The organism is Streptomyces sp. NPDC028298 (assembly GCF_055565895.1).
Map to the genome: position 1 here is coordinate 690,141 of NZ_JBVHTL010000004.1, position 24,525 is coordinate 714,665.

The window sequence follows — 24,525 nt, forward strand, 5'->3', positions numbered from 1 at the left end:
ACAGCGAGATGAAGGAAGACGTCGCGAAGGAAGACGTCGAGAAGGACGTCACGGCGGGCGCGGCCACGCTGCCCGCCCCGCGCTCCGCAGGCGGTGACAGCTCCGACGAGCCGCTGCTCGTGGTCGAGAACCTGGTCAAACACTTCCCGGTCAAGGGCGGTTTCCCGATCAGACGGACCATCGGCGCGGTGCAGGCCGTGGACGGCATCGACCTGACGGTCCACGTGGGCGAGAGCTTCGGCCTGGTGGGGGAGTCGGGCTGCGGCAAGTCCACGACCGGACGCCTGATCACCCGTCTGCTGGAGCCGACGGGCGGCACCATCTCGTACCGCGGACAGGACATCAGCCACGCCGGCCGCAAGCAGCTCGCGCCGGTGCGCTCCGAGATCCAGATGATCTTCCAGGACCCGTACTCGTCGCTGAACCCGCGGCAGACGGTCGGCAAGATCATCTCCGCGCCGATGGAGATCAACGGGATCAATCCGGCGGGCGGCCGCGAGAAGCGCGTGCGTGAGCTGCTGGAGATCGTCGGTCTGAACCCCGAGCACTACAACCGCTTCCCGCACGAGTTCTCCGGCGGTCAGCGCCAGCGCATCGGGGTCGCCCGCGCGCTGGCGTCCGAGCCGAAGCTGATCGTCGCCGACGAGCCGGTCTCCGCCCTGGACGTCTCCATCCAGGCGCAGGTCGTCAACCTCCTCCAGGACGTGCAGCGGGAACTGGGCATCGCGTTCCTGTTCATCGCCCACGACCTCGCGGTGGTACGGCACTTCTCGCAGCGCGTCGCCGTCATGTACCTCGGCAAGGTGATCGAGGTCGGCGACCGGGACTCCATCTACACCCGGCCCCGGCACCCCTACACCCACGCCTTGCTCTCCGCGGTCCCCGAGGTCGAACTGGAGGAGACCGACAAGCCGCCGCGGGAACGCATCCGCCTCGCGGGCGACGTGCCGTCGCCCATCGCCCCGCCCTCCGGCTGCCGCTTCCGCACCCGCTGCTGGAAGGCACAGGACAAGTGCGCGAGCGAGGAGCCGCCGCTGGTCCGGATCGCGGGCAACCGTGAGGGCCACCTGACGGCGTGCCACTTCCCGGAGGAGCCGACCACCGAGGCCCGGGACGAGGACATCGTCCTGGACCCGGCCCTGGCGGCCCTGGAGGACGCCCCCGAGGCCGGCTAGGACGGCCTGCCGTACGGAGGAGGGGCCCGCGCCGGACGCGCGGGCCCCTCTCCCGTACGCGGGCCGTGGGGCGCGTCCGGCCGGAAGGGGAGCCCGTACCGCGCGCGGGGGCCGCCGTCGCGGGCAAGGGGCCGTCACAGCCCGGCGGGCCGGCGGTGCGGTCAGGCCCGGCCCGCGACCGTGATGATCTCGGGGGCGGTGGGGGCGAGCGGCCGGCGTCCCCAGTCGCCGTACTGCTCGTGCACGGCGAGCCCGGCCTCGCCGAGGAACCTCCGCACGGCGTCCGCGCCCAGGAAGCGCAGGGTGCTGCGGCTGACCCGCGGCCGCTCCCAGTCCGGGTGCTCGAAGGTCTCGCTGAACGTCACCCGGTCCCCGAGCACCGGCGTCTCGACCTCGTGCCGCACCCGTACGGGGTCCCCGTGCTCGTCGCGCACCTCGCGGGCCCGCTCGGGCCGCCACCCCTCCCACGCCCGGACGGCGGGATTGCGGGTCTCGAAGACGAACCGCCCGCCGTCGCCCAGGGCCTGGCGCACGGCGGCCAGCGCGGAGCGCACCTCCTCGTCGCCGACGAGCACCTGGAACGCGTGCCCGGTCATCACGACGAGGTCGAACTCCCGCTCCCAGCGCACCGATCCGAGGTCGCCGAGCACCCACTCGACGTCCGCCTGCCCGCGCGCCTGCACCAGCATGGCCGCGGCGGGATCCAGCCCGCACAGCCGCCCCGCGTGACCGGCCTTCCGGGCACGCGCCAACAGGCGTCCCGTCCCGCATCCGACGTCGAGCACGGACCGCGCGGACATCACCAGATCCAGGTAGAAGTCGTCGCTCGGACCCCATGGATTCAGCGCGTCGTACAAGGCGGCGAGTGAGACGTCACTGAACGATCGGTCAGCCATCACAGCAGTCTGTCAGCCGCGGCGGTCTCACGAAACCACTGATCGGAAAGGAACGGGTGAGCAACGTGAGGGGAAAGAATGGCAGGTTGGAGGGACGGGGAACGGGAGCCGGGGTGTGCCGGGCTCCGACACCGCCGACGAGGATCGGGACGAGATGCTGCATCACATCGAGCTGTGGGTACCGGACCTGGGACGGGCCGTACGCTCCTGGGGCTGGCTCCTGGGGCGGCTCGGCTACACGCCCTACCAGGACTGGCCGGACGGCCGGAGCTGGCGGCTGGGGGAGACCTACCTGGTCTTCGAGCAGTCCCCGGCCCTGACCGCAGACCGCCACGACCGGCTGCGCCCGGGCCTGAACCACCTCGCCTTCCACGTCCCGGGCCGCGCCGAACTCGACACCCTGGTCACCGAGGCCCCGGACCACGGCTGGACCCTGCTGTTCCCCGAGGCCCATCCCCACGCGGGCGGTCCCGCCCACTACGCCGCCTACCTGGAGGACCAGGACGGCTTCGAGGCCGAACTCGTGGCCCGGCAGGAGGAGTAGGGGAGCGTTAATCGCTCGACATCGAACGGCCCCGGCCGGGATGCTTCACCCCGATGACTTCACAGACACGTACGGACATGCCCCGTGACTGGGACGAGCGTTCCCAGTTGGCCACCTTCCTCGACTACGCCCGGGCCACCGCCCGCGCCAAGTGCGAGGACGTCTCGGCCGAGGACGCCCGCAAGGCGCCGCTGCCCGGGTCGCCGCTCATGACCCTGAGCGGGCTGATCAACCATCTGCGCTGGGTCGAGTACTACTGGTTCCAGGTGGTCTTCCAGGGCGAGGAGGACGAGGGGCCCTGGACGGACGAGGACCCCGACCGCGAGATGCGCATCGCCGTCGACTTCCCGCTCGCGCAGCTTCTCGACGAGTACGAGGAACAGAGCGCCCGCTACCGCACGTTGGTGGCCGAGCACGACCTCGACACCAAGGCCAAGAGGGCCGGTCGCGACGGCACCCACGTCGACCTCCGCTGGATCGTCCTCCACCTCGTGGAGGAGACGGCCCGCCACAACGGCCACCTCGACATCCTGCGCGAACTGGCCGACGGCCGGACGGGAGGCTAGACCATGGGAGACGCGCGGGTACCGCACCCCACCATCCGTACGATCACCTTCGACTGCACCGGTGATCCCTACGAAGTCGGTCTGTTCTGGAGCCGGTTGCTCGGCCGGCCGCTCCACGACGACGACAAGCCCGGTGACCCGGAGGCGGTCCTGGAGGACCCGTCCGGCGGCCCGACGCTTCTGTTCGTACGGGTTCCCGAGGGCAAGGCGGCCAAGAACCGCGTCCACCTCGACCTGACCCCGCACGGCCGCACCCGCGACGACGAGGTCGAACACGCCGTCTCCCTGGGCGCCCGCCGCGTCGCCGACCACATCCGCCCCGACGGGAGCGGCTGGGTCGTCCTCGCGGACCCCGAGGGCAACGAATTCTGCATGGAGCGCGGGGACCTGGAGCTGACGGACAAGTCCTAGGGCGTGTCCCGGCCGGACCCGGAACGCGAGAAGGCCCGCACGGGGAAGTGCGGGCCTTCGTTCCCCTGGAACCGGCGTTCACGGGCTCGGGTCAATGGGCCGGGAAAGACGGTTCCTGAAGGTGGCGGCTGACGAAAAGGGGTGTGTCAGACCGCCGCCTCGGAGTCCTTCGCGAGACGCGGGGCCGGGACGGTCTCCGTAGTCTCCGGGTAGTGGCACGCCGTCAGGTGACCGTCGTTGCTGCCCGAGATCTGCACCAGCGGCGGAGCCTCGGTCGCGCACTTCTCCGTCGCCTTCCAGCAGCGGGTGCGGAACCGGCAGCCCGACGGCGGGTTGAGCGGCGAGGGGACGTCACCCTTGAGCAGGATGCGCTCACGGGCCGGGGCGTCGTCCGCGGTCGCCTCGGGGACGGCGGACATCAGCGCGCGGGTGTACGGGTGACGCGGGTTGTCGTACAGGTCCTCGCGGTTGGCGATCTCGACGATCTTGCCGAGGTACATCACCGCGACGCGCTGCGAGAAGTGCCGCACGATCGCGAGGTCGTGCGCGATGAACAGGAACGCGATGCCCAGGTCCCGCTGGAGGTCCTGGAGCAGGTTCACGACCTGCGCCTGGATGGAGACGTCGAGCGCCGAGACCGGCTCGTCCGCGACGATCAGCTTCGGCTCCAGGGCGAGTGCGCGGGCCACCCCGATGCGCTGGCGCTGACCGCCGGAGAACTCGTGCGGGAAGCGGTTGTAGTGCTCGGGGTTGAGACCGACCGTCTCCAGCAGCTCACGGACACGCTTCTCGTAGCCGCCGGGCGTCTTGATCCCGTTGATCTCCATCGGACCCGAGATGATCTTGCCGACCGTCTGCCGCGGGTTCAGCGAGGCGTACGGGTCCTGGAAGATCATCTGGATCTCGGAGCGCACCGGCGCGAGCTGCTTGCGGTCGGCGTGCGTGATGTCCTGGCCGCGGTACTTGATGCTGCCGCCCGTGGGCTCCAGCAGACGCGTGACCAGCCGGCCCGTCGTCGACTTGCCGCAGCCGGACTCGCCGACCAGACCGAGGCTCTCGCCCTCGGCGACCTGGAAGTCCAGACCGTCCACGGCCTGGACCGCGCCGATCTTCCGCTTGAAGGGGAAGCCGCCCATCACCGGGAAGTGCTTGGTCAGTCCGGTGACGTCCAGGAGGGGGTTCGTGTTGCTCATGATCGTGAAGTCCCGTCTCAGTTACGTCAGTGCGACCGCGTCGCGGCGAAGTCGGCGAAGAAGTCGCGGCGCTGGTCCGCCGTGAGGTGGCAGGCGGCACCGCGCCCGTCCGTGACCTGGAGCAGCGGCTGCTCGCTGGAGCAGCGGCCGTCCGTGACCTTCTCCGCGAAGGTGCACCGCGGGTGGAAGCGGCAGCCCGACGGCGGGTTGAGGAGCGAGGGCGGCGAGCCGGGGATCGGCGACAGCGGCACGTCGACCGGGCCGTCCAGGCTCGGCATGGAGCCCAGCAGGCCCCAGGTGTAGGGGTGCTGCGGCGCGCGCAGCACCTCCTTCTTGGTGCCCCGCTCCACGCACCGGCCGCCGTACATCACCAGCACGTCGTCCGCGATGTCCGCGATGACGCCGAGGTCGTGGGTGATGAAGATGATGGCGGTGCCGAACTCCTGCTGGAGGTCCTTGAGCAGGTCCATGATCTGGGCCTGGACGGTGACGTCGAGCGCGGTGGTCGGCTCGTCCGCGATGAGCAGCTCGGGGTCGCAGACCAGCGCCATGGCGATCATCGCGCGCTGGCGCATACCGCCGGAGAACTGGTGCGGGTAGTCGTCCACCCGGACGTCCGGCTGCGGGATGCCCACGCGCCGCAGCATCTCGATCGCCCGCAGCCGGGCCTCCTTCTTGGAGGCGCCGGTGTGCTTGCGGTACGTCTCGCCGATCTGCCGGCCGATGGTGTGGTACGGCGACAGCGAGGCCAGCGCGTCCTGGAAGATCATCGACATCTTGTTGCCGCGCAGCCGCTCCATCTCCCGCTCGGAGGCGGTCAGCAGCTCCTTGCCGTCGAGCAGGATCTCGCCGTCGATGGCCGTGCGCTCACGGTCGTGCAGACCGAGGATCGTCAGGTTCGTGACGGACTTGCCCGAACCCGACTCGCCCACGATGCCGAGCGTCTTGCCCTTGGCCAGGTCGAAGGTGAGACCGTCGACGGCCTTGACGACGCCGTCCTCGGTGGAGAAGTGGACCTTCAGATCCCTGACGGACAGGAAGGGCTGCTGATCGGTGCTCGTCACGGGGACGCTCCTGGGGGGTGATGCGAGGGGGTAGCTTGCGGTCGGCGGGTGAGCGGCGCGGGGGCGCCGGGGTCAGGCGAGCCGGATCCGCGGGTCGATGAAGGCGTAGACGGCGTCGACGACGATGTTGAAGAACACGATCGCGCCGGAGGCCACCATGGTCACGGCCAGCAGCATCGGCAGGTCGTTCGCGTCGACGGCGTTCACGGCGAGCTTGCCGATGCCCTGGAGGCTGAAGACCGACTCGGTGATGATGGCGCCGCCGATGAGCGTGCCCAGGTCGATGCCGAAGATCGTGACGATCGGACCCATCGCGCCGCGCCAGGCGAAGCGGAAGAACACCGAGCGCCGGGACAGACCCTTGGCGCGCGCCGTACGCACGTAGTCCTCGCTGAGCTGTTCCACGAGCTGGGAGCGGGTCATACGGGTGTAGTTCGCGGTGAAGATGATCGACAGCGTCAGCCAGGGCAGCAGCAGACCGCCGGCCCAGGCCGCGGGGTCGTCGGTGAACGGCGTGTACGAGGGCTGCTCGAGGATGCCGAGCTGCTGGACCAGGAAGTACATCGCGATGTAGCCGACGAAGTAGATCTGGAGCGAGGAGCCGATCAGCGAGAACGAGCTGGCGATCTTGTCGGCGGCCTTGCCCTGCTTGACCGCGGCGATCATGCCGGTGCCGACACCGATGATGAGGAAGAAGACCGCGGCGCCGAGCGCGAGGGAGAGCGTCGTCGGCAGGCGGTCCATGATCGTGCCCAGGACCGGCTCACGGTTGGTGAACGAGAAGCCGAGGCACGGGGCGTTGCAGTTGCCCAGGCCGCCGTAGTCACGCCCGGCGAAGATGCCCTCCAGCCAGTGCCAGTACTGCACCGGCAGCGGATCGGCGATCCCGAGGTTCACCCTGACCTGCTCCAGGAGGTCCTTGGTGCAGACCTTGCCGCACGCCATGCGGGCAGGGTCACGCGGGATCGCGTAGAAGAGCATGAAGGTGACGGCGCTGATGATCAGCAGAATCACAAGTGCGCCGAGGATTCGGCGGACTAGAAAACGGAACATGTGGCGTGACTTTCCGGACGGGGCGCCGTCGCCGGGAGTGTGGGGAGAGGTACGAGGGGGTGGAGAGGTACCGGGGCGGCGGCACGGGTGCCGCCGCCCCGGAGCTGGATCAGGCCTTCGCGGCGTAGACCTTGCCCAGCGCGATGCAGGTGTTGCCGGAGTCGTAGATCACGCCGCCGACCTTGGAGCCGTGGAAGTAGTTGCGGATCGGGTTGTAGTCCGGAACCACGGCGGCGAGCTGCATGATCTGCTCGTCGATGTCGCCCCACATCGTGGCGGCCTTCTTCGCGTCGGGCTCGATCGTGGCGGCGGCGATCGCCTTGTCCACGCTCGCGTCCTTGAGCTGCGGCCAGTTGACGCCACCGTCGGCGATCTGGCTGCTGTCGAAGCAGGGCTGGATGACGGCGTAACCGGCCGGCCAGTCCGGGCCCCAGCCCGCGGCGAACATGTCGTACTCGTTGTCGAGCTGGCCGATCTGGCTGTAGAAGGAGGTCTTGTCGACCTGCTTCACGACCGGGGTGAAGCCGGCCTTGGTCAGCGCGGTCTTGATCGCGACGGCCTGCTTCACGGCGTTGTCCGACTGCTGCATCGCGACGACGATGCGCTGGCCCGACTTGCCGGCCTCCTTGAGAAGGGACTTGGCCTTCTCGGGGTCACCCATGGGCTTGGTCTTCTTCTCGTAGAGGTCGAAGTCCTTGTGGCCCGGGGTGAGGGGGCTGATGATCGTGGTCGCGGTCGCCGTGGAGAGCGAGCCACCACGGATCTGCTGGAGCTGCTTCGAGGGCCACGCGAAGTTGAGCGCCTGGCGCACCTTGACGTCGGTGATGCGCTTGGTGTTGATCGCGAAGTAGTAGCAGGTGGTGTCGACCTGGGTCAGGACGCGCTTCTTGAGCGTCGGGTCCGTCATGACCTTCTGGATGCGCTCCGGGGCGACCTCGTTGAGCAGCGACAGCGTGAACTGGTCGTTGCCGTTGTCCGCGATGTAGCGGTCCGTGGAGGCCAGCGGCTGGAAGCCGAACTGGAAGACGAACTTGTCCGGGTACGCGTTGCGCAGCGGGTCCGTCTCGGCGACCCAGTGCTCGTTGCGGACCAGCGTCGCGCCCTTGCCGATGCTGCGGCTCTCGATCTTGTACGGGGCGCAGGACAGCGGGTGCTTGTCGTACTTCTCCTTGGTGTCGTGCTTCTTGGGCACGATGGAGAAGCCGCGCATGGCCACCATGAAGTTGAAGTCGGCGTGGGCCTCCTTCAGCTTGAACGTGATGGTCTTGCCGCTGACCTCGATGGAGTCGAGGTGCTTGCCGCCGTAGGGGCCCTTGTACTTGTCGCCGCCGATGAGCCAGCCCTGCGGGTAACGGGGACCCTGGGTGACGAAGGAGGCGAAGAGGCGCTCGAAGGTGTGGCGCACGTCCTCGATCGTGACGTCGGAGCCGTCCTCCCACTTCACGTTGTCCTTCAGCGTGAAGGACCAGGTCTTGCCGCCGTCGGCCGCGGTGCCGGCGTCCGTGGCGAGGTCACCCACGAGGGTGGTGCCGCCCTTGGAGTCGACCTTGTAGCCGGTCAGGCCGCGCAGGAACAGGACCGAGCAGGCGCCCTCGTACGAGGAGTAGAGCTGCGCCGGGTCCAGGTGGTCCCAGTCGATCTGGTCGAGGGTGTAGATCGTGCCGCCCTTGACCGCGCCGGCGACCTCGGGGGCCGGACCGGTGGAGTCGGCCTTGGTGCCGACCAGGATCTCGGCAGCCTTGGCCTTCGCCACGGACGGGGCCTTGTTGCTGCCGCTCCCGCCGCCGTTGCCGCTGCTGCAGGCGCTCAGAACCGTGGTGGCACCGGCGGCCACACCAGTGGCTATCAGGAAGTTTCTGCGGGAAAAGGACATGGCTTACCTGCCTAGTGGTGGGTGAATGTGAGACGGGTAACCAGCCGGACGGCTATGACCGGTACTGGGGGTGGAAGTCAGCGCTTGGACTTCGGGTCGAGTGCGTCGCGGACCGAGTCTCCGAGCAGGTTGAAGGCGAGGACGAAGATGATCATCGAGACGCCCGGGAAGATCATGAAGGTGATGTCTTCCGTGTAGAAGCCGGCACCACGCTGGATCATGACGCCCCAGTCCGGGGTCGGGTCCTGGATACCGACGCCGAGGAAGGCGAGACCCGCTTCGGCCGTGACGTAGGCCGGCAGCATGAGGGTCGACTGGATCAGGATCGGTGTCCAGAGGTTGGGCAGAAGTTCCTTGAAGACGATGCGGCGCGAGGACGCGCCGGTCACCTTCGCCGCCTCGACGAACTCGCGCTCCCGCAGGCCGAGTACCTGACCGCGCAGCAGACGCGCGATGGAGGCCCAGCCGAAGGCGGAGAGGACGAGGATCAGGCAGGTGGCCCGCAGCCAGGTCGGGACCTCTTCGTTGAAGGGCACGAAGAGCGCGTAGACGACCGGCATGAAGGCGATGAAGAACAGCGTCGACGGGAACGACAGCAGAATGTCGATCACCCGGCCGACGAAGTAGTCCGTCTTGCCGCCGAGGTACCCCGCGGTGATGCCGATCACGACACCGACCACCGTGGTCAGCAGCGTGGCGGCGGTCGCGATCATCAGCGACGTGCGGATGCCGTACAGCAGGAACGTGAAGACGTCACGTCCGAGCTGGGGCTCGATGCCGAACCAGAAGCTGCCGTCGATGCCGCCGTTGGGCTTCACCGGGAAGGCGAAGTCGTTGAGCAGGCCGTCGGTCTCCTGGCCGTACTGCTCGTACGGGTTCTTCCCGTACAGCTTGGCTATCAGCGGCGCGCAGATCGCGATGACGAAGAAGAAGACCACGATGTACGCGGAGACGACACCGGTGCGGTCGCGCTTGAAGCGCGTCCAGGCGAGTCGTCCGGGGGAGCGACTTTCCGAGCCCTTGTGGGTGGAAGACGAAGCCGGGGTCTTGCCGGTCTCGTCGGTCACCTCAAGTGGGGCGGCCGCGGATGGAGTAGGGGGGGTCATGATGCTCCAGGCCCGAGGGGGTCAAGGGCTCCGCAGGGCGCTCCCTACGGGCTACGCCGGACTTTTTCAACGCAATTCATGCAAGGTCAATAAAATCTCGGTCGCCTTGGTCTTCTCTTTACTTTCTTTACCTCTGATTGACCTGAGCGTAACTACGCGTGTAGCGCACTGTGGCCGTTCTGTGTCCGGATTCGGACTAACAGGGCGAAACGGGCAATGAGTTCGTTATCCGGACGCCGTAGTCTCGGAATGCGTACATCTCGTGCACTGGAATCAACAGTTCCGCATCGAACGGCGAAGATCTGTTGCGTGGAAGGTCAAGATCGTCTGCGAGGACGGTCAAGATCATTTGACGGAGTGTCCGGAACGCCTCCTTCCGGATGGATCGCCACTCGGAAGGGTGGGGTAAATGTGCGATCTGCCCTATATAGGAAGATATTGGGCCCTAAAGGCACACCGCGCTGGAACCGGACGTCCGAGCCCGACCCCGGCGCCGGCGGCACAGCGCACTCTCGAGGAGGCACTCCATGCGTGGAGCCACGCACGCCAAATGGGCCGCATGCGCGGCGGCGGTAGTCCTGGCGGCGTCCGCCTGCGGAGGGGGAGGGGGTGACAGCGGCGGCGGCAGCGGTTCCGGCACCGTCAGCGCTTCCTGGGGCGACCCGCAGAACCCGCTGGAGCCGTCCAACACCAACGAGGTGCAGGGCGGCAAGGTCCTCGACATGATCTTCCGCGGGCTGAAGCGGTACAACGCCAAGACCGGCGCCGCCGAGGACATGCTCGCCAAGAGCATCGAGACCACCGACTCGCAGAACTTCACGATCACGGTCAAGGACGGCTGGAAGTTCAGCAACGGCGAGGCCGTCACCGCGCAGTCCTTCGTCGACGCCTGGAACTACGGCGCCAGCCTGAAGAACAACCAGAAGAACGCGTACTTCTTCGGCTACATCGAGGGCTACGACAAGACGCACCCCGACACGGGCAAGCAGACCGCCGACACCCTGTCCGGGCTCAAGGTGACCGGAACGAACACGTTCACCGTCAAGCTGACCCAGAAGTTCTCGACGTTCCCGGACACCCTCGGCTACGCGGCCTTCTCGCCGCTGCCCAAGTCGTTCTTCAGCGACCACGCCGCCTGGGTCGCGAAGCCCGTCGGCAACGGCCCGTACACGATCAACAGCTACGCCAAGGGCTCCCAGATGTCCCTGACGAAGTGGGCCGACTACCCCGGGGACGACCCGGCGAAGAACGACGGTGTGACCCTCAAGGTCTACACGGACAACAACACCGCCTACAACGACCTGCTGGCCGGCAACCTCGACCTCGTCGACGACGTGCCCGCGGCCCAGCTCAAGAACGCCAAGAGCGACCTGAACGGCCGGTACATCAACACCCCGGCCGGCATCATCCAGACGCTCGCCTTCCCGTTCTACGACCCGAAGTGGAACACCAGCGGCGCCACCAAGGTCCGCCAGGGACTGTCCATGGCGATCAACCGCCAGCAGATCACCGACACCATCTTCCAGAAGACGCGCACGCCCGCGAGCGACTGGACCTCACCGGTGCTCGGCGAGAAGGGCGGCTTCCAGGAAGGCCTGTGCGGCAAGTACTGCGACTACAACCCGTCCGAGGCCAAGAAGATGGTCCAGGAGGGCGGCGGTCTGCCCGGTGGCCAGGTCAAGATCACGTACAACGCGGACACCGGCTCCCACAAGGAGTGGATCGACGCCGTCTGCAACTCGATCAACAACGCCCTCGGCAACGAGAAGGCCTGCGTCGGCAACCCGGTCGGCACCTTCGCCGACTTCCGCAACCAGATCGGGCAGCACAAGATGCCCGGTCCGTTCCGGGCCGGCTGGCAGATGGACTACCCGCTGATCCAGAACTTCCTCCAGCCGCTGTACTACACGAACGCCTCCTCCAACGACGGCCAGTGGTCCAACAAGCAGTTCGACAGCCTGGTCAACCAGGCGAACGCGGAGACCGACACGAGCAAGGCCATCAAGCTCTTCCAGCAGTCCGAAGAGGTCGTACGGGACAACATGGCCGCCATCCCGCTCTGGTACCAGAACGGCAGCGCCGGCTACTCGGACAAGGTCTCGAACGTGGCCCTGAACCAGTTCAGCGTGCCCGTCTACAACGAGATCACCGTCAACTGAGCCGCCACGGCGGGCCCGCCACGGCGGGTCCGCCCCTCTCTCCCCGGAGCACTCATGGGACGGTACGTCATCCGGCGTCTGCTGCAGATGATCCCGGTCTTCTTCGGCGCCACGCTGCTCATCTTCCTGATGGTGAACGTGATGGGCGACCCCATCGCGGGCCTGTGCGGCGACCGGCAGTGCGACCCCGCCACGGCCGCCCAGCTGCGCGAGGAGTTCAACCTCGACAAGAACGTCTTCGTCCAGTACCTGCTGTACCTGAAGGGCATCTTCACCGGTGACTTCGGCACCGCGTTCGACGGGCAGCCGGTCACCGACCTGATGGCGACCGCCTTCCCGGTCACCATCCGACTGACGATCGTCGCGATCTTCTTCGAGATCGTCATCGGCATCACGCTCGGTGTCATCACCGGTCTGCGCCGCGGCCGGCCCGTCGACACCGGCGTCCTGCTGCTCACCCTCGTCGTCATCGCGGTGCCGACCTTCGTCACCGGTCTGCTGGCCCAGCTCCTGCTCGGTATCAAATGGGGCTGGATCAAGCCGTCGGTCTCCGGGGACGCCACCTTCGGCGAGCTGATCGTGCCGGGCCTGGTGCTGGCCTCGGTCTCCCTCGCGTACGTGACCCGTCTGACCCGGACCTCCATCGCGGAGAACAAGCGGTCCGACTACGTCCGTACGGCCGTCGCCAAGGGCCTGCCGCGGCGCCGCGTCACCATCCGGCACCTGCTGCGCAACTCCCTGATCCCCGTGGTCACCTTCATCGGCACCGACATCGGCGCGCTCATGGGCGGCGCGATCGTCACCGAGCGGATCTTCAACATCCACGGTGTCGGCTACTACCTCTACCAAGGGATCGTGCGCCAGAGCACCCAGACCGTCGTCGGCTTCGTGACCATCCTCGTCCTCGTCTTCGTGGTCGCCAATCTGCTCGTCGACCTGCTGTACGCCGTACTCGACCCGAGGATCCGCTATGCCTGAGCAGCCGCCGTACGAGGAAGAGGAATTCCACCACGGCCCCGAAGGTCCGCCGCCGGAGGACCTGGCCATCGCTCCGACCGGCTTCGGCGGCCCCATGGACCTCGGATCGAGCGAAGCGGAGACCCTGGAGAAGACCCCGGGCGGACCGGAGGGGACGGGGCCGAAGGAGAAGCCGCGCTCCCTGTGGTCCGACGCCTGGCGGGACCTGCGCCGCAACCCGGTCTTCATCATCTCCGGACTCGTCATCCTCTTCCTGGTCGTCATCTCGATCTGGCCCTCGCTGATCACCGACCAGTCCCCCCTCAAGTGCGACCTCTCCAAGGCGCAGGAGGGCTCGCAGCCCGGACACCCCTTCGGCTACGACGGACAGGGCTGCGACGTCTACACGCGGACCGTCTACGGGACCCGCGTCTCCATCAGCGTCGGCGTCCTCGCCACGATCGGGGTCGCGCTCCTCGGCTCGTTCCTCGGCGGGCTGGCCGGCTTCTTCGGCGGGGTCGGCGACTCGGTCCTGTCCCGGATCACCGACATCTTCTTCGCGATCCCCGTCGTGCTCGGCGGTCTGGTCCTGCTCTCCGTGGTGACCAGCAACACGATCTGGCCGGTCGTCGGGTTCATGGTGCTGCTCGGCTGGCCGCAGGTCTCCCGGATCGCGCGCGGCTCCGTCATCACCACCAAGGAGAACGACTACGTCCACGCGGCGCGGGCGCTCGGCGCCTCCAACTCCCGGATGATGCTCCGGCACATCACCCCGAACGCGGTCGCCCCGGTGATCGTCGTCGCGACCATCGCGCTCGGCACGTACATCTCGCTGGAGGCGACGCTGTCGTACCTGGGTGTCGGTCTCAAGCCCCCGACGGTGAGCTGGGGCATCGACATCTCCTCGGCCTCCGCGTACATCCGCCAGGCACCGCACATGCTGCTGTGGCCGGCCGGCGCGCTCGCGATCACCGTGCTCGCGTTCATCATGCTCGGCGACGCGGTGCGCGACGCCCTCGACCCGAAGCTGAGGTGAGAGCCGTGCTCCTCGAAGTGCGCGATCTGCAGGTGGAGTTCAGGACCAGGGACGGGGTCGCCAAGGCCGTCAACGGCGTCACGTACAGCGTCGACGAGGGCGAGACGCTCGCCGTGCTCGGCGAGTCCGGCTCCGGCAAGTCGGTGACCGCCCAGGCGATCATGGGCATCCTCGACATCCCGCCCGGGAAGATCACCGGCGGCGAGATCCTCTTCCAGGGCAAGGACCTGCTGAAGTTCAAGGAGGAGGAGCGGCGCAAGGTCCGCGGCGCCGAGATGGCGATGATCTTCCAGGACGCGCTGTCGTCCCTGAACCCCGTGATCAACGTCGGTGACCAGCTCGGCGAGATGTTCACCGTGCACCGGGGGATGTCGCGCAAGGAAGCCCGCGCCAAGGCGATCGAGCTGATGGAGCACGTGCGCATCCCGGGTGCCGCCGAGCGGGTGCGGGACTATCCGCACCAGTTCTCTGGCGGTATGCGCCAGCGCATCATGATCGCCATGGCGCTGGCCCTGGAACCCGCGCTGATCATCGCCGACGAACCGACCACCGCGCTCGACGTCACCGTGCAGGCCCAGGTCATGGACCTGCTCGCCGAACTCCAGCGCGAGCTCAACATGGGGCTCATCCTCATCACCCACGACCTCGGCGTGGTCGCGGACGTCGCCGACAAGATCGCGGTGATGTACGCGGGCCGGATCGTCGAGACCGCCCCGGTCCACGACATCTACAAGGCGCCCGCCCACCCGTACACCAAGGGTCTCCTCGACTCGATCCCCCGGCTCGACCAGAAGGGCCAGGAGCTGTACGCCATCAAGGGACTGCCGCCCAACCTGATGCACATCCCGCCGGGCTGCGCCTTCAACCCGCGCTGCCCGATGGCCCAGGACATCTGCCGCACCGAGGTGCCGCCGCTCGCCGCCGTCGACGAGAACCGCGGGAGCGCCTGCTTCTTCTGGAGGGAGTGCCTCGATGACTCAAGCCGCAACTGAGCCGCTGCTGGAGGTCAGTGGACTGGTCAAGCACTTCCCGCTCACCCAGGGGATCCTGTTCAGGAAGCAGATCGGGGCCGTCAAGGCGGTCGACGGGGTCGACTTCCACCTCGACCGCGGCGAGACCCTCGGCATCGTCGGCGAGTCCGGCTGCGGGAAGTCCACCGTCGCCAAGATGCTGGTCAACCTGGAGCGGCCGACCGAGGGCGCGATCAAGTACAAGGGCGAGGACATCACCAAGCTGTCCGGCAAGGCGCTCAAGGCGGTGCGCCGCAACATCCAGATGGTGTTCCAGGACCCGTACACCTCGCTCAACCCGCGCATGACCGTCGGCGACATCATCGGGGAGCCCTACGACATCCACCCCGAGGTCGCGCCGAAGGGCGACCGGCGGCGCCGGGTCCAGGACCTGCTGGACGTGGTCGGGCTCAACCCGGAGTACATCAACCGCTATCCGCACCAGTTCTCCGGCGGCCAGCGCCAGCGCATCGGCATCGCGCGGGGCCTGGCGCTGCGGCCCGAGATCATCGTGGCCGACGAACCGGTCTCCGCGCTCGACGTCTCCGTGCAGGCGCAGGTGATCAACCTGCTGGACCGGCTCCAGGCCGAGTTCGACCTCAGCTACGTCTTCATCGCGCACGACCTGTCGATCGTGCGGCACATCTCCGACCGGGTCGGGGTGATGTATCTCGGGCGGATCGTGGAGACCGGCAAGGACGTCGAGATCTACGACCATCCCACCCACCCCTACACGCAGGCGCTGCTGTCCGCGGTGCCCGTGCCGGACCCGGAGGCCCGGGAGCACCGGGAGCGGATCATCCTGCACGGCGACGTGCCCTCGCCCGCGAACATCCCGTCCGGCTGCCGGTTCCGCACGCGCTGCTGGAAGGCACAGGAACGCTGCATGTTGGAGGTGCCGCTGCTCGCGGTGCCGGCCGAGTTCCGGCTCGTCGAGGGACCGGCCGCCCACGACTCGGCCTGTCACTTCGCGGAGGAGAAGCAGGTCGTGCCGCCCGAGGAGCCGTCCGACGGAACGCCATAGCGTCACAAACATGGGCAAACTTCGTTAACACGCAGGCAACTTGACGGAAGCGGTACCGATATACGGACGCGGCAGGGTGAACACCGTACGGCCGTGCGGGTGCCGTGAACGAGCCGGGGTGTCGCCATGTCACCCCGGCTCGTACTTTTGCGCCCGCTCGGTGGGGGCGGTCGGTGCTCAGTCCAGACCGAGGGAGCGCTTCAGGAAGTCCACCTGGAGCAGGAGCAGGTTCTCGGCGACCGTCTCCTGCGGGGTCATGTGGGTGACCCCCGACAGGGGCAGCACCTCGTGCGGGCGGCCGGCGGCGAGCAGGGCGGAGGAGAGCCGCAGGGCGTGCGCCACCACCACGTTGTCGTCCGCGAGGCCGTGCACGATCATCAGCGGCCGGTGCGTGTCCGCGGGCTCGGCCAGTCCCTCGTCGGTGACCAGCGAACTCTTCGCGTACACGGCCGGGTCGGCCGCCGGGTCGCCGAGGTAGCGCTCCGTGTAGTGGGTGTCGTACAGCCGCCAGTCCGCGACCGGGGCGCCCGCGATGCCCGCGTGGAAGACGTCGGGGCGGCGCAGCACGGCGAGCCCCGCGAGCCAGCCGCCGTACGACCAGCCGCGGATCGCGACCCGGGACAGGTCGAGCGGGAACCGTTCCGCGAGACCGTGCAGCGCCTCCACCTGGTCGTCGAGGGACAGCGTCAGGTCGTCGCGGATCGCCTTCTCCCAGGCGGGGGAGCGCCCCGGGGTGCCGCGGCCGTCGGCGACGACCACCGCGAAACCCTGGTCGGCGAACCACTGCGAGGTGAGGTGCGCGTTGTGGGCGGCCAGCACCCGGGGGCCGTGCGGACCGCCGTAGGGGTCCAGGAGGACGGGCAGGGGAGTGTCACCGTCGTAGTCGGTCGGCATAAGCACGGCGCATGGGATTTTCTGTGCGCCCCCCTGTGTGAGCGTCACGCGCGGGGTCAAACCGGGATCTTCGGCGTACGAGGGGATGATCGCGAGTCGCTTCCCGTCGCGCAGCACCTGCACCTGGGCACCCGGCTGGTCGAGCACCGACGACACGAGCACCGTCACGCCCCCGGCGCGCACGGCCGAGTGCACGCCGGGCTCCTGCGAGACGCGCTCCAGGCCGAGTTCGTTCACCCGGTACACATGGACTTCACCCGTTTCGGGGGAACTCGCTCCCTCGCCCGCCGAGGCCGAGACCAGCACGTCGTCGGCCGACACGTCGAGCACCGCCCGCACGTGCAACTGCGCTCCTGTCAGCGGGCGTTCGCCGAACGCCAGGACCCGCGCGCCGCCCTCGTCGGCGATCCGCACGAGCTGTCCGCCGGGGCTCCAGCACGGCACCCCGGGGAAAAGATCAAGCCAAGTTGGATCTTCGTCCGCGTGCACCATCCGGGTCGCCCCGGAATCGGGGTCCACGGCCAGGAAGAGCTGGCTGCGCTGATCCCTCGCCTGCACCAGAAGCAACGGTGCCCCCGCGGCTGACCAGTGCACATGTGCCAGATACGGGTAGCGCGCCCGGTCCCAGGACACCTCGGTGCGCACCCCGTCGAGCCCGAACACGAAGAGCCGCACCTCGGCGTTGGCGCTGCCCGCCACCGGATAGGCGACCCGCTGCGGATCGGCTTCCGGGTGCGCCGGATCGGAGATCCACCAGCGCTGTACGGGCGTGTCGTCGACCCGCGCGACGAGCAGCCGGTCCCCTTCGGGCGACCACCAGAAGCCGCGCGAACGCCCCATCTCCTCGGCCGCGATGAACTCGGCCAGTCCATAGGAAACAGTCCCGGGGCCCGCGGCCGGCTCCGGCTCCGCGACGGCCCGGTCGCCCTCGCCCTCGGCCCCGACGACGCGCAGGGCGCCCCCGGACACGTACGCCACGAGCGTGCCGTCCGGGGAGGGGCGCGGGTCGATCACCGGCCCGGGGACGCGGAGTTCACGCGCGGTACCGGCCCGCAGCTCGGCCGTGAACAGCCGCCCTGACAAGGTGAAAGAGGCCAACTCGGCGGCTGCGTCGGTGGCATATCCGACGATGCCCGCGCCGCCCTCGCGGCTGCGCTCGCGGCGCGCCCGCTCCTCGGGGGACAGGCGCTCGGTGGCTCCGCCGAGCAGGGCCGCGGGGTCGGCCACGACGCGCTCACGGCCCTCGGGCACGTCCAGCACCCACAGTTGGTTCGCCCGCTCCGTGCCGGAGGGGGAGCGCAGGAACACCACGCGGGAACCGTCCGGGGACACGGTGAACGCGCGCGGCGCGCCGGAGCTGAACCGCTGGGTGCGGGCGTACCGGCGCGGGAAGGAGAGAGGCTCGGTCGTCATGCCTCGACCATATTGGCCATGCGCCCCCTTGTGCGGCCGTGCGCCGATCGATGCGCGCGTACGGATAGTTATGATCACTAGCGCTGCGTGGGTAGGAACCTGCTGGCTGCTGTTTGGATGTACCGACCCCTCGTGTCCGACCCCGTACCGGACCCCAAGTCCCTGGGAACTTTGGAGGTGAGCCGCCGTGGCACTCTCGATTTCGGCGGTGGTGCTGCTGGCGATCATCGTCTTTCTTCTGATCAAGAAGTCAGGACTGAAAGGCGGGCACGCGGTCGTCTGCATGCTGCTCGGCTTCTATCTCGCCTCCTCGACCATCGCGCCCACCATCAGCGATCTGACCACCAACATCGCGGGCATGATCGGCAGCATCAAGTTCTGACCGCTCCCGGGGCCGTGGGCGGGGAGGGCGTCCGGCTCCCGCTCCCCGTCTGCCCCGTCCGGCCTCCCCGAAACGGGCCGGCCCGCGCCGCCGGTCGGCGGGGGACCAGGGCCTCGTAGGGTGGGTTCCATGACGGAACTGCCCGACCGGCGTCTGCTCCTGGTGCACGCGCACCCGGACGACGAGTCGATCAACAACGGCGCGACCATGGCCCGGTACGCGGCCGAGGGCGCCCAGGTGACGCTGGTGACCTGCACCCTCGGCGAGGAGGGCGAGGTCATCCCGCCCGAACTGGCCCATCTCGCCCCCGACCGCGAGGGCGGACTCGGCCCCTACCGCACCGGCGAGCTGAGCGCCGCCATGAAGGAACTGGGCGTCACCGACCACCGCTTCCTGGGCGGCCCCGGGCGGTTCCGCGACTCCGGGATGATGGGCGCCGAGCAGAACCACCGCCCCGGCGCCTTCTGGGCCGCGGACGTGGACGCCGCCGCCGACCACCTCGTCGAGGTGATCCGCGAGGTGCGCCCCCAGGTGCTCGTCACCTACGACCCCGACGGCGGGTACGGGCACCCCGACCACATCCAGGCCCACCGCGTGGCCGTGCGCGCCGCGGAACTGGCCGCGGATCCCGCCCACCGCCCGGACCTCGGCGGCGCCTGGCGGATCGCCAAGACCTACTGGAACCGGGTGCCGCGCCCGGTCGCCGAAGAGGCGTTCGCCCGCCTCCGCGAGGCCCTCCCCGGGCTGCCGTTCGACCGGACGGCCGCCGTCGACGACGTACCGGGCGTGGTCGACGAGGCGAGCGTCACCACCGAGATCGACGGCACGGCGTACGCCGCGGCGAAGGCCGCCGCGATGCGGGCGCACGCCACCCAGATCACCGTGGACGGCCCCTGGTTCGTCCTCTCGAACCAGCTGGCCCAGCCGCTCTTCACTACCGAGTACTACGAACTGGCCGGCGCCTCGCGCCCCGCGGCGCGCGAGCGCGACCTCTTCGAGGGGACCGGCACGACCGCGCGAGGGACGGATCCACGATGAGCTCGAACGGACAGCGCGGCGGGGGAAGCCTGCTCGCCCAGCCGCTGAAGCCCCCCTCGGGCGGGCGGATCGCCGCCTACCTGGGGCTCTTCCTGCTCGGTGCCGTGGTCGGCGTCGCCGGAGCCTTGGTGCAGCCGGGCTGGTTCCCGTTCGGGCTGCTGCTCGCCCTGGCGGGCGCCGCCGGACTCTTCCTGGGTGGCGCCCGGGCGGCGGGCACCCGGGCCGGAGCCGTCGCCCCCGCGGCCGGCTGGATGGTCGCCGTCGTCCTGCTCACCGCCAGCCGCCCGGAAGGGGACTTCCTCTTCGGCGCGGGAGTCGTCTCGTATCTCTTCCTGCTCGGAGGCATGGCCGTGGCTGTGATGTGCGCCACTCTGGGCCAGGGGCGGCAACCAGGCCCTTCCGGCGCCCGACTTGGCAAGTGACGTACCACTTCGCCGTGTCGGTCCCGTGCGGGTCCCGCGCGAGATTCCTGCACGGTCGAGGTTTGCGGGCCGGACATGGCCAGTATGGTGGTGCGCGCCGCCGAGCTGCCCGAGATGAGGTCGAGTAAACGGGCGGCGGAGCCAACCGGGAGAACCTGCCTTGAGTCGTGAAACTGACAGTTCGTCCTCCGGGCCCAACGGGCGCGGTGGAGCCGCGTACCCGTCGGGGACGCCGCCGTACGGCACCCCCGCGGCTTCCGAGAACGGTGCCGACGCGGGCCGTTCGGCCGCCGGCAAGCCGACGGAGGAGCGCAAGACCGAGACAACGCTGACGACACGGATCCGGATCAACATCCCCGGATCGCGGCCCATCCCGCCCGTGGTCGTCCGTACACCCGTCGCCGACACCGACGCCTCGCCCGACAGCGGCGAGAGCGCGGGAGGCGCCACACCGGCACCGCAGGGCACGAGTTCGCCCGCGGGCGCCTCCGGTCCGGCGGCCACCGCCGCGGCCCCGTCCGCCCCCGCGACCGCGCCCGTGGAACAGAGCGCGCCCGCCGAGGAGAAGACGAGCGACTGGTTCGCGCCCCGCAGGGCCGGCACGCCCCCCAAGGGCGGCTCGACCAACGGCGCGGGCCTGCCGGGCGGTTCGGCTCCCGCCGGCGCCCTGCCCGCCGGGCCCACGCCCGCCACGGGACGGCCGGCGCCGTCCACCGGGGCGGGTCCGCTGGGCATCACCGGCGGACGGCCCGGCGGCACGAACGGTGCCCCGCTCCCCGGCGCCACCGGCGCCGGACCCGTGGCCCCGGGTCACGGCGGCGGCACCGGCTCCTTCGACGTCTCCGGGGCACTGCGCGACACCGGCTCGTTCCCGGCCATCGGGTCACCCGGCGCGAACGGCACGCCCGGCGCGTCCGGCACGCCCGCGGGATCCGGCGAACCGCGCCGCGACGACCTCCCGTACTTCTCCGAGAGCGGCCGCGGCGGCCCGGCCGGTCCCACCGGCGGTCCCGCCACCGGAGACGGCCCGCTGCGGCCCCCGGCCGGCGCGGGCGCGGCCCCCGGCAGCCTGGCCGCCCGGCCCGACCCGGCCCCCGGCAACCGCAACACCGGCGCGGGATACTCCGGCGCGCGCGGCGGCCTCAGCGGCGGTCTCAGCGACGACACCGCGATCCTCACCCCGCAGAAGCCGGCGCCCGACCCGGGCCCCGGTGCCTACGGCGCCCCCGCGGACAACGTCTCCGGACACACGCTGACCAGCGGCATGCCCGTCGTGTCGCCCAGCCAGAACTTCGCCTACGACGGGGAGCCCGAGGGCGCCCGGTCGCACACCCCGCCGAAGCTCCCCGAGCCCGTGCGGCAGCCCTCCGCCCCCGCGAAGCCGGCGAAGAAGAAGGGCCGCAACAAGCCCGCGCTGCTCGGCGTCCTCGTCGTGGTCCTCGTCGGCGGTGCCTACGGCGCCGGCCTGCTCATGAACCACTCGGACGTGCCCAAGGGCACCACCGTGCTCGGCGTCGACATCGGCGGCGGCACCCGCGACGACGCCGTCCAGAAGCTCGACGACGCCCTCGGCACCCGCATGAACAAGCCGCTCACGCTGTCCGTCGACGGTGACACGGTCCAGCTCAAGCCCGACCAGGCCGGACTCCAGCTCGACAGCCAGGCCACCGTCCGTGCCGCCGCCACCAGCGACTACAACCCGATCTCCGTGATCGGCTCGCTGTTCGGGCAGGGGCGTGTGGTGGACCCCGTCATGCCGGTCGACAAGGAGAAGCTGCAGGCCGCCCTGGAGCGCGCCGCGAGCGGCTCGGGCTCGGCGAGCGACGGCACGATCAAGTTCCAGGCCGGCAAGGCCGTCCCGGTCTACGGCAAGGCCGGCAAGGGCATCGACGTCGAACCCTCGCTCCAGGCCGTCCAGGACGCGTACCGCGCCCAGGTGGAGAGCAACACGGCCGCGCCGGTGAAGGTCGCCACCACGACCCGCCAGCCGACGATCAGCAAGGCCGAGGTGGACCGGAAGATGTCGACGTTCGCGAACGTCGCCATGTCCGCGAACATCACCGTCCGGACGGACGCGGCCCACGCGGTCTCCTTCAGCCCGCAGAAGTCCATCTGGAAGTTCCTGAGCGTCCAGCCGATCCAGGGCAAGCTCGTCGAGCACTACGACCTCAAGGCGCTCGAGGAGCTGTACGGGCACGCCTTCGACGGGGTGACGATCACCAAGGGCGACGGCAGCCAGAAGGCCGTCAGCCCGCAGGACGTCGCCTCGGCCGTCGGCAGGGCGCTCGTCGGGAAGACGGCCGCCGACCGCATCATCACCATCTCCACGAACCCCACCTGAGGGGCCCAGCCCACGCGTCGAGGGCGCCCGGCCGGAACCCCACCGGCCGGGCGCCCTCGCGTCGTCCGGGCCCGCCGATCCGGCGGCGTCCGCGGCGGTCCGCCGACCCGGTCCGGGCCGGGCGGACATGACGGTGGTTCGCGCCGCCGTATGACATCTGTCATCCGCCGCTCAGGACACACCACACTGCCGCGCGCTCCCCCCTGTCGACCACGATGGACGGCATGACAACGACTGCGGCGACCACCACCACATCGGTGGTCCGGTTCGAATCGGTGACCAAGAGCTACGGGAACGTCCGGGCCGTGGACGGACTGACGCTCGAACTCCATCCCGGTGAGACCGTCGCCCTGCTGGGCCCCAACGGCGCGGGCAAGTCGACCACGCTCGACCTGCTGCTCGGCCTCAAGAACGCCGACAGCGGCACCGTGCGCGTGTTCGACACCGGCCCGCGCGAGGCGATCGTCGCCGGCCGGGTGGGCGCCATGCTCCAGAGCGGCGGGCTGATGGACGAGGTCACCGTCGGTGAACTGGTCAAGCTCGCCTGCGACCTGCACCCGAGGCCGTACCCGGCGAGCGAGGTCCTCGCCCGCGCGGGCATCGCCCAGATCGCCGACCGCAAGGTCAACAAGCTCTCCGGCGGCCAGGCGCAGCGCGTCCGCTTCGCCCTCGCCACGGCCGGCGACAGCGACCTCATCGTCCTGGACGAGCCCACCACCGGCATGGACGTCTCCGCCCGGCAGGCCTTCTGGGCCACCATGCGCGAACAGGCCGACCAGGGCCGTACGGTCCTGTTCGCCACGCACTACCTGGAAGAGGCCGACGCCATCGCCGACCGCGTGCTCGTCCTGCACCGCGGACGGCTGCTGGCCGACGGCACCGCCGCCGAGATCAAGGCCAAGGCGGGAGCGCGCCGCGTCTCCTTCGACCTGGAGGGCCCGGTCGACGAGGCCGCGCTGCGCGCGCTGCCCTTCCTCACCTCGGTCACGGTGTCCACGAGCGGCTCCGCCGCGGGGTCCGGGCAGACCGTCCGCATCCAGTCCTCCGACGCCGACGCCACCGTCCACGCGCTGTACGGGCTCGGCGTCTACCCCCGCAACCTCGAAGTCGCCGGGCTCGGTCTCGAGCAGGCCTTCGTCGCCATCACCGAGGCCGAAGAGGCCACGCTCACCGCCGCCGGGGCCCAGGAGGGCACCAGCACCGCCGCCGAGGGGGCCACGTCCAAGTGAACAGTCTCATCAAGCTGGAGATCACCCGCGCCCTGCGCAACCGCAAGTTCCTGTTCTTCTCGGTCATCTATCCCTCGGCCCTGTTCCTGCTGATCGCGGGCAGCGCCGACAGCACCACGAAGGTCGACGGCACCGGCCTGACCCTGCCGACCTTCTTCATGGTCTCCATGGCCTCCTTCGGCGCCCTGACCGCCGTCCTCATGGGCAACAGCGAGCGCATCGCCAAGGAGCGGGAGAGTGGCTGGGTACGGCAGTTGAGGCTCACCCCGCTGCCCGGCCGCGGCTACGTGTTCGCCAAGACGGCCAGCGCCGCCGTGATCAGCCTGCCGTCGATCGTGATCGTCTTCGTGGTCGCCGCGGTGGTGAAGGACGTACGTCTGGACACCTGGCAGTGGGGCGCGCTCACCGGCGTGATCTGGGCCGGCAGCCTGGTCTTCGCCGCGCTCGGCGTCGCCATCGGCTACATGGCCAGCGGAGACGCGGTCCGGCCGATCACGATGATCGTCTACTTCGGTCTGTCGATGCTCGGCGGCCTGTGGATGCCCACGACGACGTTCCCCGACTGGCTCCAGAACATAGCCAAATGGCTCCCCACCCACGCGTACGCTGCCCTGGGGCAGGCCATCGAACTGGGGAACGCCCCGCACGCGAAGGACGTCGCCATCCTCGCCGTGTCCTTCGCCCTCTTCGCGGGCGGCGCGGCCTGGCTGTACCGGAAGGACACGCTGAAGGCGTGAAC

At 69.5% G+C, this 24,525-nt stretch carries 22 protein-coding genes; 15 read left to right on the top strand and 7 right to left on the bottom strand.

Features of this window, described 5'->3' with window-relative positions; translation table 11 throughout:
- The first annotated feature begins 8 nt into the window (after positions 1-8).
- A complete protein-coding gene (locus ACZ4TO_RS22045; RefSeq protein WP_385043339.1) occupies positions 9-1,175 on the top strand; it encodes an ABC transporter ATP-binding protein in 1,167 nt (388 codons plus the stop codon).
- 161 nt (positions 1,176-1,336) lie between these two features.
- Here the strand turns inward: ACZ4TO_RS22045 and ACZ4TO_RS22050 are convergent, their stop codons facing one another.
- Positions 1,337-2,071: a class I SAM-dependent methyltransferase gene (locus ACZ4TO_RS22050; RefSeq protein WP_468025013.1), complete on the bottom strand. Its 735-nt coding sequence runs from the start codon at positions 2,069-2,071 to the stop codon at positions 1,337-1,339.
- A 154-nt stretch (positions 2,072-2,225) separates the two neighbouring features.
- Here ACZ4TO_RS22050 and ACZ4TO_RS22055 point away from each other — a divergent pair, with 154 nt between their 5' ends.
- Genes ACZ4TO_RS22055 through ACZ4TO_RS22065 form a run of 3 tightly spaced genes read left to right on the top strand, consistent with a single transcriptional unit; the run spans position 2,226 to position 3,592 of the window.
- Positions 2,226-2,615 carry a VOC family protein gene (locus tag ACZ4TO_RS22055; RefSeq protein WP_382787784.1) on the top strand — a complete coding sequence of 130 codons (390 nt, stop codon included), beginning with the start codon at positions 2,226-2,228 and terminating at the stop codon, positions 2,613-2,615.
- A gap of 53 nt (positions 2,616-2,668) precedes the next feature.
- A complete protein-coding gene (locus ACZ4TO_RS22060; protein ID WP_382787782.1) occupies positions 2,669-3,181 on the top strand; it encodes a DinB family protein in 513 nt (170 codons plus the stop codon).
- Positions 3,182-3,184: 3 nt separating this feature from the next.
- Entirely contained in the window at positions 3,185-3,592 is a 408-nt protein-coding gene (locus ACZ4TO_RS22065; protein ID WP_382787780.1) for a VOC family protein, read from the top strand.
- Between the two features lie 146 nt (positions 3,593-3,738).
- Here the strand turns inward: ACZ4TO_RS22065 and ACZ4TO_RS22070 are convergent, their stop codons facing one another.
- From ACZ4TO_RS22070 to ACZ4TO_RS22090, 5 genes are all read right to left on the bottom strand, one after another.
- A complete protein-coding gene (locus tag ACZ4TO_RS22070; protein WP_468025014.1) occupies positions 3,739-4,785 on the bottom strand; it encodes an ABC transporter ATP-binding protein in 1,047 nt (348 codons plus the stop codon).
- A 26-nt stretch (positions 4,786-4,811) separates the two neighbouring features.
- Positions 4,812-5,849, bottom strand: coding sequence for an ABC transporter ATP-binding protein (locus ACZ4TO_RS22075; protein WP_385043330.1), 1,038 nt, complete (start codon positions 5,847-5,849; stop codon positions 4,812-4,814).
- 72 nt (positions 5,850-5,921) lie between these two features.
- Positions 5,922-6,902 (bottom strand): ABC transporter permease, encoded by a 981-nt coding sequence (locus ACZ4TO_RS22080; RefSeq protein WP_468025015.1) that lies wholly within the window; start codon positions 6,900-6,902, stop codon positions 5,922-5,924.
- Between the two features lie 109 nt (positions 6,903-7,011).
- Positions 7,012-8,775: an ABC transporter substrate-binding protein gene (locus ACZ4TO_RS22085; protein ID WP_468025016.1), complete on the bottom strand. Its 1,764-nt coding sequence runs from the start codon at positions 8,773-8,775 to the stop codon at positions 7,012-7,014.
- A gap of 77 nt (positions 8,776-8,852) precedes the next feature.
- A complete protein-coding gene (locus tag ACZ4TO_RS22090; protein ID WP_382787770.1) occupies positions 8,853-9,881 on the bottom strand; it encodes an ABC transporter permease in 1,029 nt (342 codons plus the stop codon).
- 527 nt (positions 9,882-10,408) lie between these two features.
- Here ACZ4TO_RS22090 and ACZ4TO_RS22095 point away from each other — a divergent pair.
- The 5 genes from ACZ4TO_RS22095 to ACZ4TO_RS22115 are packed head-to-tail and all read left to right on the top strand — an operon-like array spanning position 10,409 to position 16,067.
- A complete protein-coding gene (locus tag ACZ4TO_RS22095; RefSeq protein ID WP_382787768.1) occupies positions 10,409-12,040 on the top strand; it encodes a peptide ABC transporter substrate-binding protein in 1,632 nt (543 codons plus the stop codon).
- A gap of 54 nt (positions 12,041-12,094) precedes the next feature.
- Positions 12,095-13,018, top strand: coding sequence for an ABC transporter permease (locus ACZ4TO_RS22100; protein ID WP_382787767.1), 924 nt, complete (start codon positions 12,095-12,097; stop codon positions 13,016-13,018).
- Positions 13,011-14,033 carry an ABC transporter permease gene (locus ACZ4TO_RS22105; protein WP_468025017.1) on the top strand — a complete coding sequence of 341 codons (1,023 nt, stop codon included), beginning with the start codon at positions 13,011-13,013 and terminating at the stop codon, positions 14,031-14,033. Before ACZ4TO_RS22100 ends, ACZ4TO_RS22105 begins: the two co-directional genes overlap by 8 nt.
- A 5-nt stretch (positions 14,034-14,038) precedes the next feature.
- Positions 14,039-15,025, top strand: a complete 987-nt coding sequence (locus ACZ4TO_RS22110; protein WP_382787763.1) for an ABC transporter ATP-binding protein — start codon at positions 14,039-14,041, stop codon at positions 15,023-15,025.
- Positions 15,006-16,067 carry an ABC transporter ATP-binding protein gene (locus ACZ4TO_RS22115; protein WP_468025018.1) on the top strand — a complete coding sequence of 354 codons (1,062 nt, stop codon included), beginning with the start codon at positions 15,006-15,008 and terminating at the stop codon, positions 16,065-16,067. The genes ACZ4TO_RS22110 and ACZ4TO_RS22115 overlap by 20 nt, the downstream gene beginning before the upstream one ends.
- 177 nt (positions 16,068-16,244) lie before the next feature.
- Here the strand turns inward: ACZ4TO_RS22115 and ACZ4TO_RS22120 are convergent, their stop codons facing one another.
- Positions 16,245-18,374: a S9 family peptidase gene (locus ACZ4TO_RS22120; protein WP_382787759.1), complete on the bottom strand. Its 2,130-nt coding sequence runs from the start codon at positions 18,372-18,374 to the stop codon at positions 16,245-16,247.
- A 187-nt stretch (positions 18,375-18,561) separates the two neighbouring features.
- On the opposite strand from ACZ4TO_RS22120, the gene ACZ4TO_RS22125 reads away from it, so the two are divergent.
- The 6 genes from ACZ4TO_RS22125 (at position 18,562) to ACZ4TO_RS22150 (ending at position 24,523) form a co-directional block, all read left to right on the top strand.
- Entirely contained in the window at positions 18,562-18,756 is a 195-nt protein-coding gene (locus ACZ4TO_RS22125; RefSeq protein ID WP_037620693.1) for a hypothetical protein, read from the top strand.
- A gap of 129 nt (positions 18,757-18,885) precedes the next feature.
- The gene (mshB, locus tag ACZ4TO_RS22130) at positions 18,886-19,794 is read left to right on the top strand and encodes an N-acetyl-1-D-myo-inositol-2-amino-2-deoxy-alpha-D-glucopyranoside deacetylase (protein WP_468025019.1); all 909 of its coding nucleotides are present in this window, start codon (positions 18,886-18,888) and stop codon (positions 19,792-19,794) included.
- Positions 19,791-20,216: a DUF6113 family protein gene (locus ACZ4TO_RS22135; RefSeq protein ID WP_382787755.1), complete on the top strand. Its 426-nt coding sequence runs from the start codon at positions 19,791-19,793 to the stop codon at positions 20,214-20,216. The genes mshB and ACZ4TO_RS22135 overlap by 4 nt, the downstream gene beginning before the upstream one ends.
- Before the next feature lie 160 nt (positions 20,217-20,376).
- Complete coding sequence (locus ACZ4TO_RS22140; protein ID WP_468025020.1) at positions 20,377-22,557, top strand: peptidoglycan binding domain-containing protein; 2,181 nt, start codon at positions 20,377-20,379, stop codon at positions 22,555-22,557.
- Positions 22,558-22,781: 224 nt separating this feature from the next.
- Positions 22,782-23,786 carry an ABC transporter ATP-binding protein gene (locus ACZ4TO_RS22145; protein ID WP_468025021.1) on the top strand — a complete coding sequence of 335 codons (1,005 nt, stop codon included), beginning with the start codon at positions 22,782-22,784 and terminating at the stop codon, positions 23,784-23,786.
- Positions 23,783-24,523 carry an ABC transporter permease gene (locus ACZ4TO_RS22150; RefSeq protein WP_382787749.1) on the top strand — a complete coding sequence of 247 codons (741 nt, stop codon included), beginning with the start codon at positions 23,783-23,785 and terminating at the stop codon, positions 24,521-24,523. The genes ACZ4TO_RS22145 and ACZ4TO_RS22150 overlap by 4 nt, the downstream gene beginning before the upstream one ends.
- Positions 24,524-24,525 lie beyond the last annotated feature (2 nt).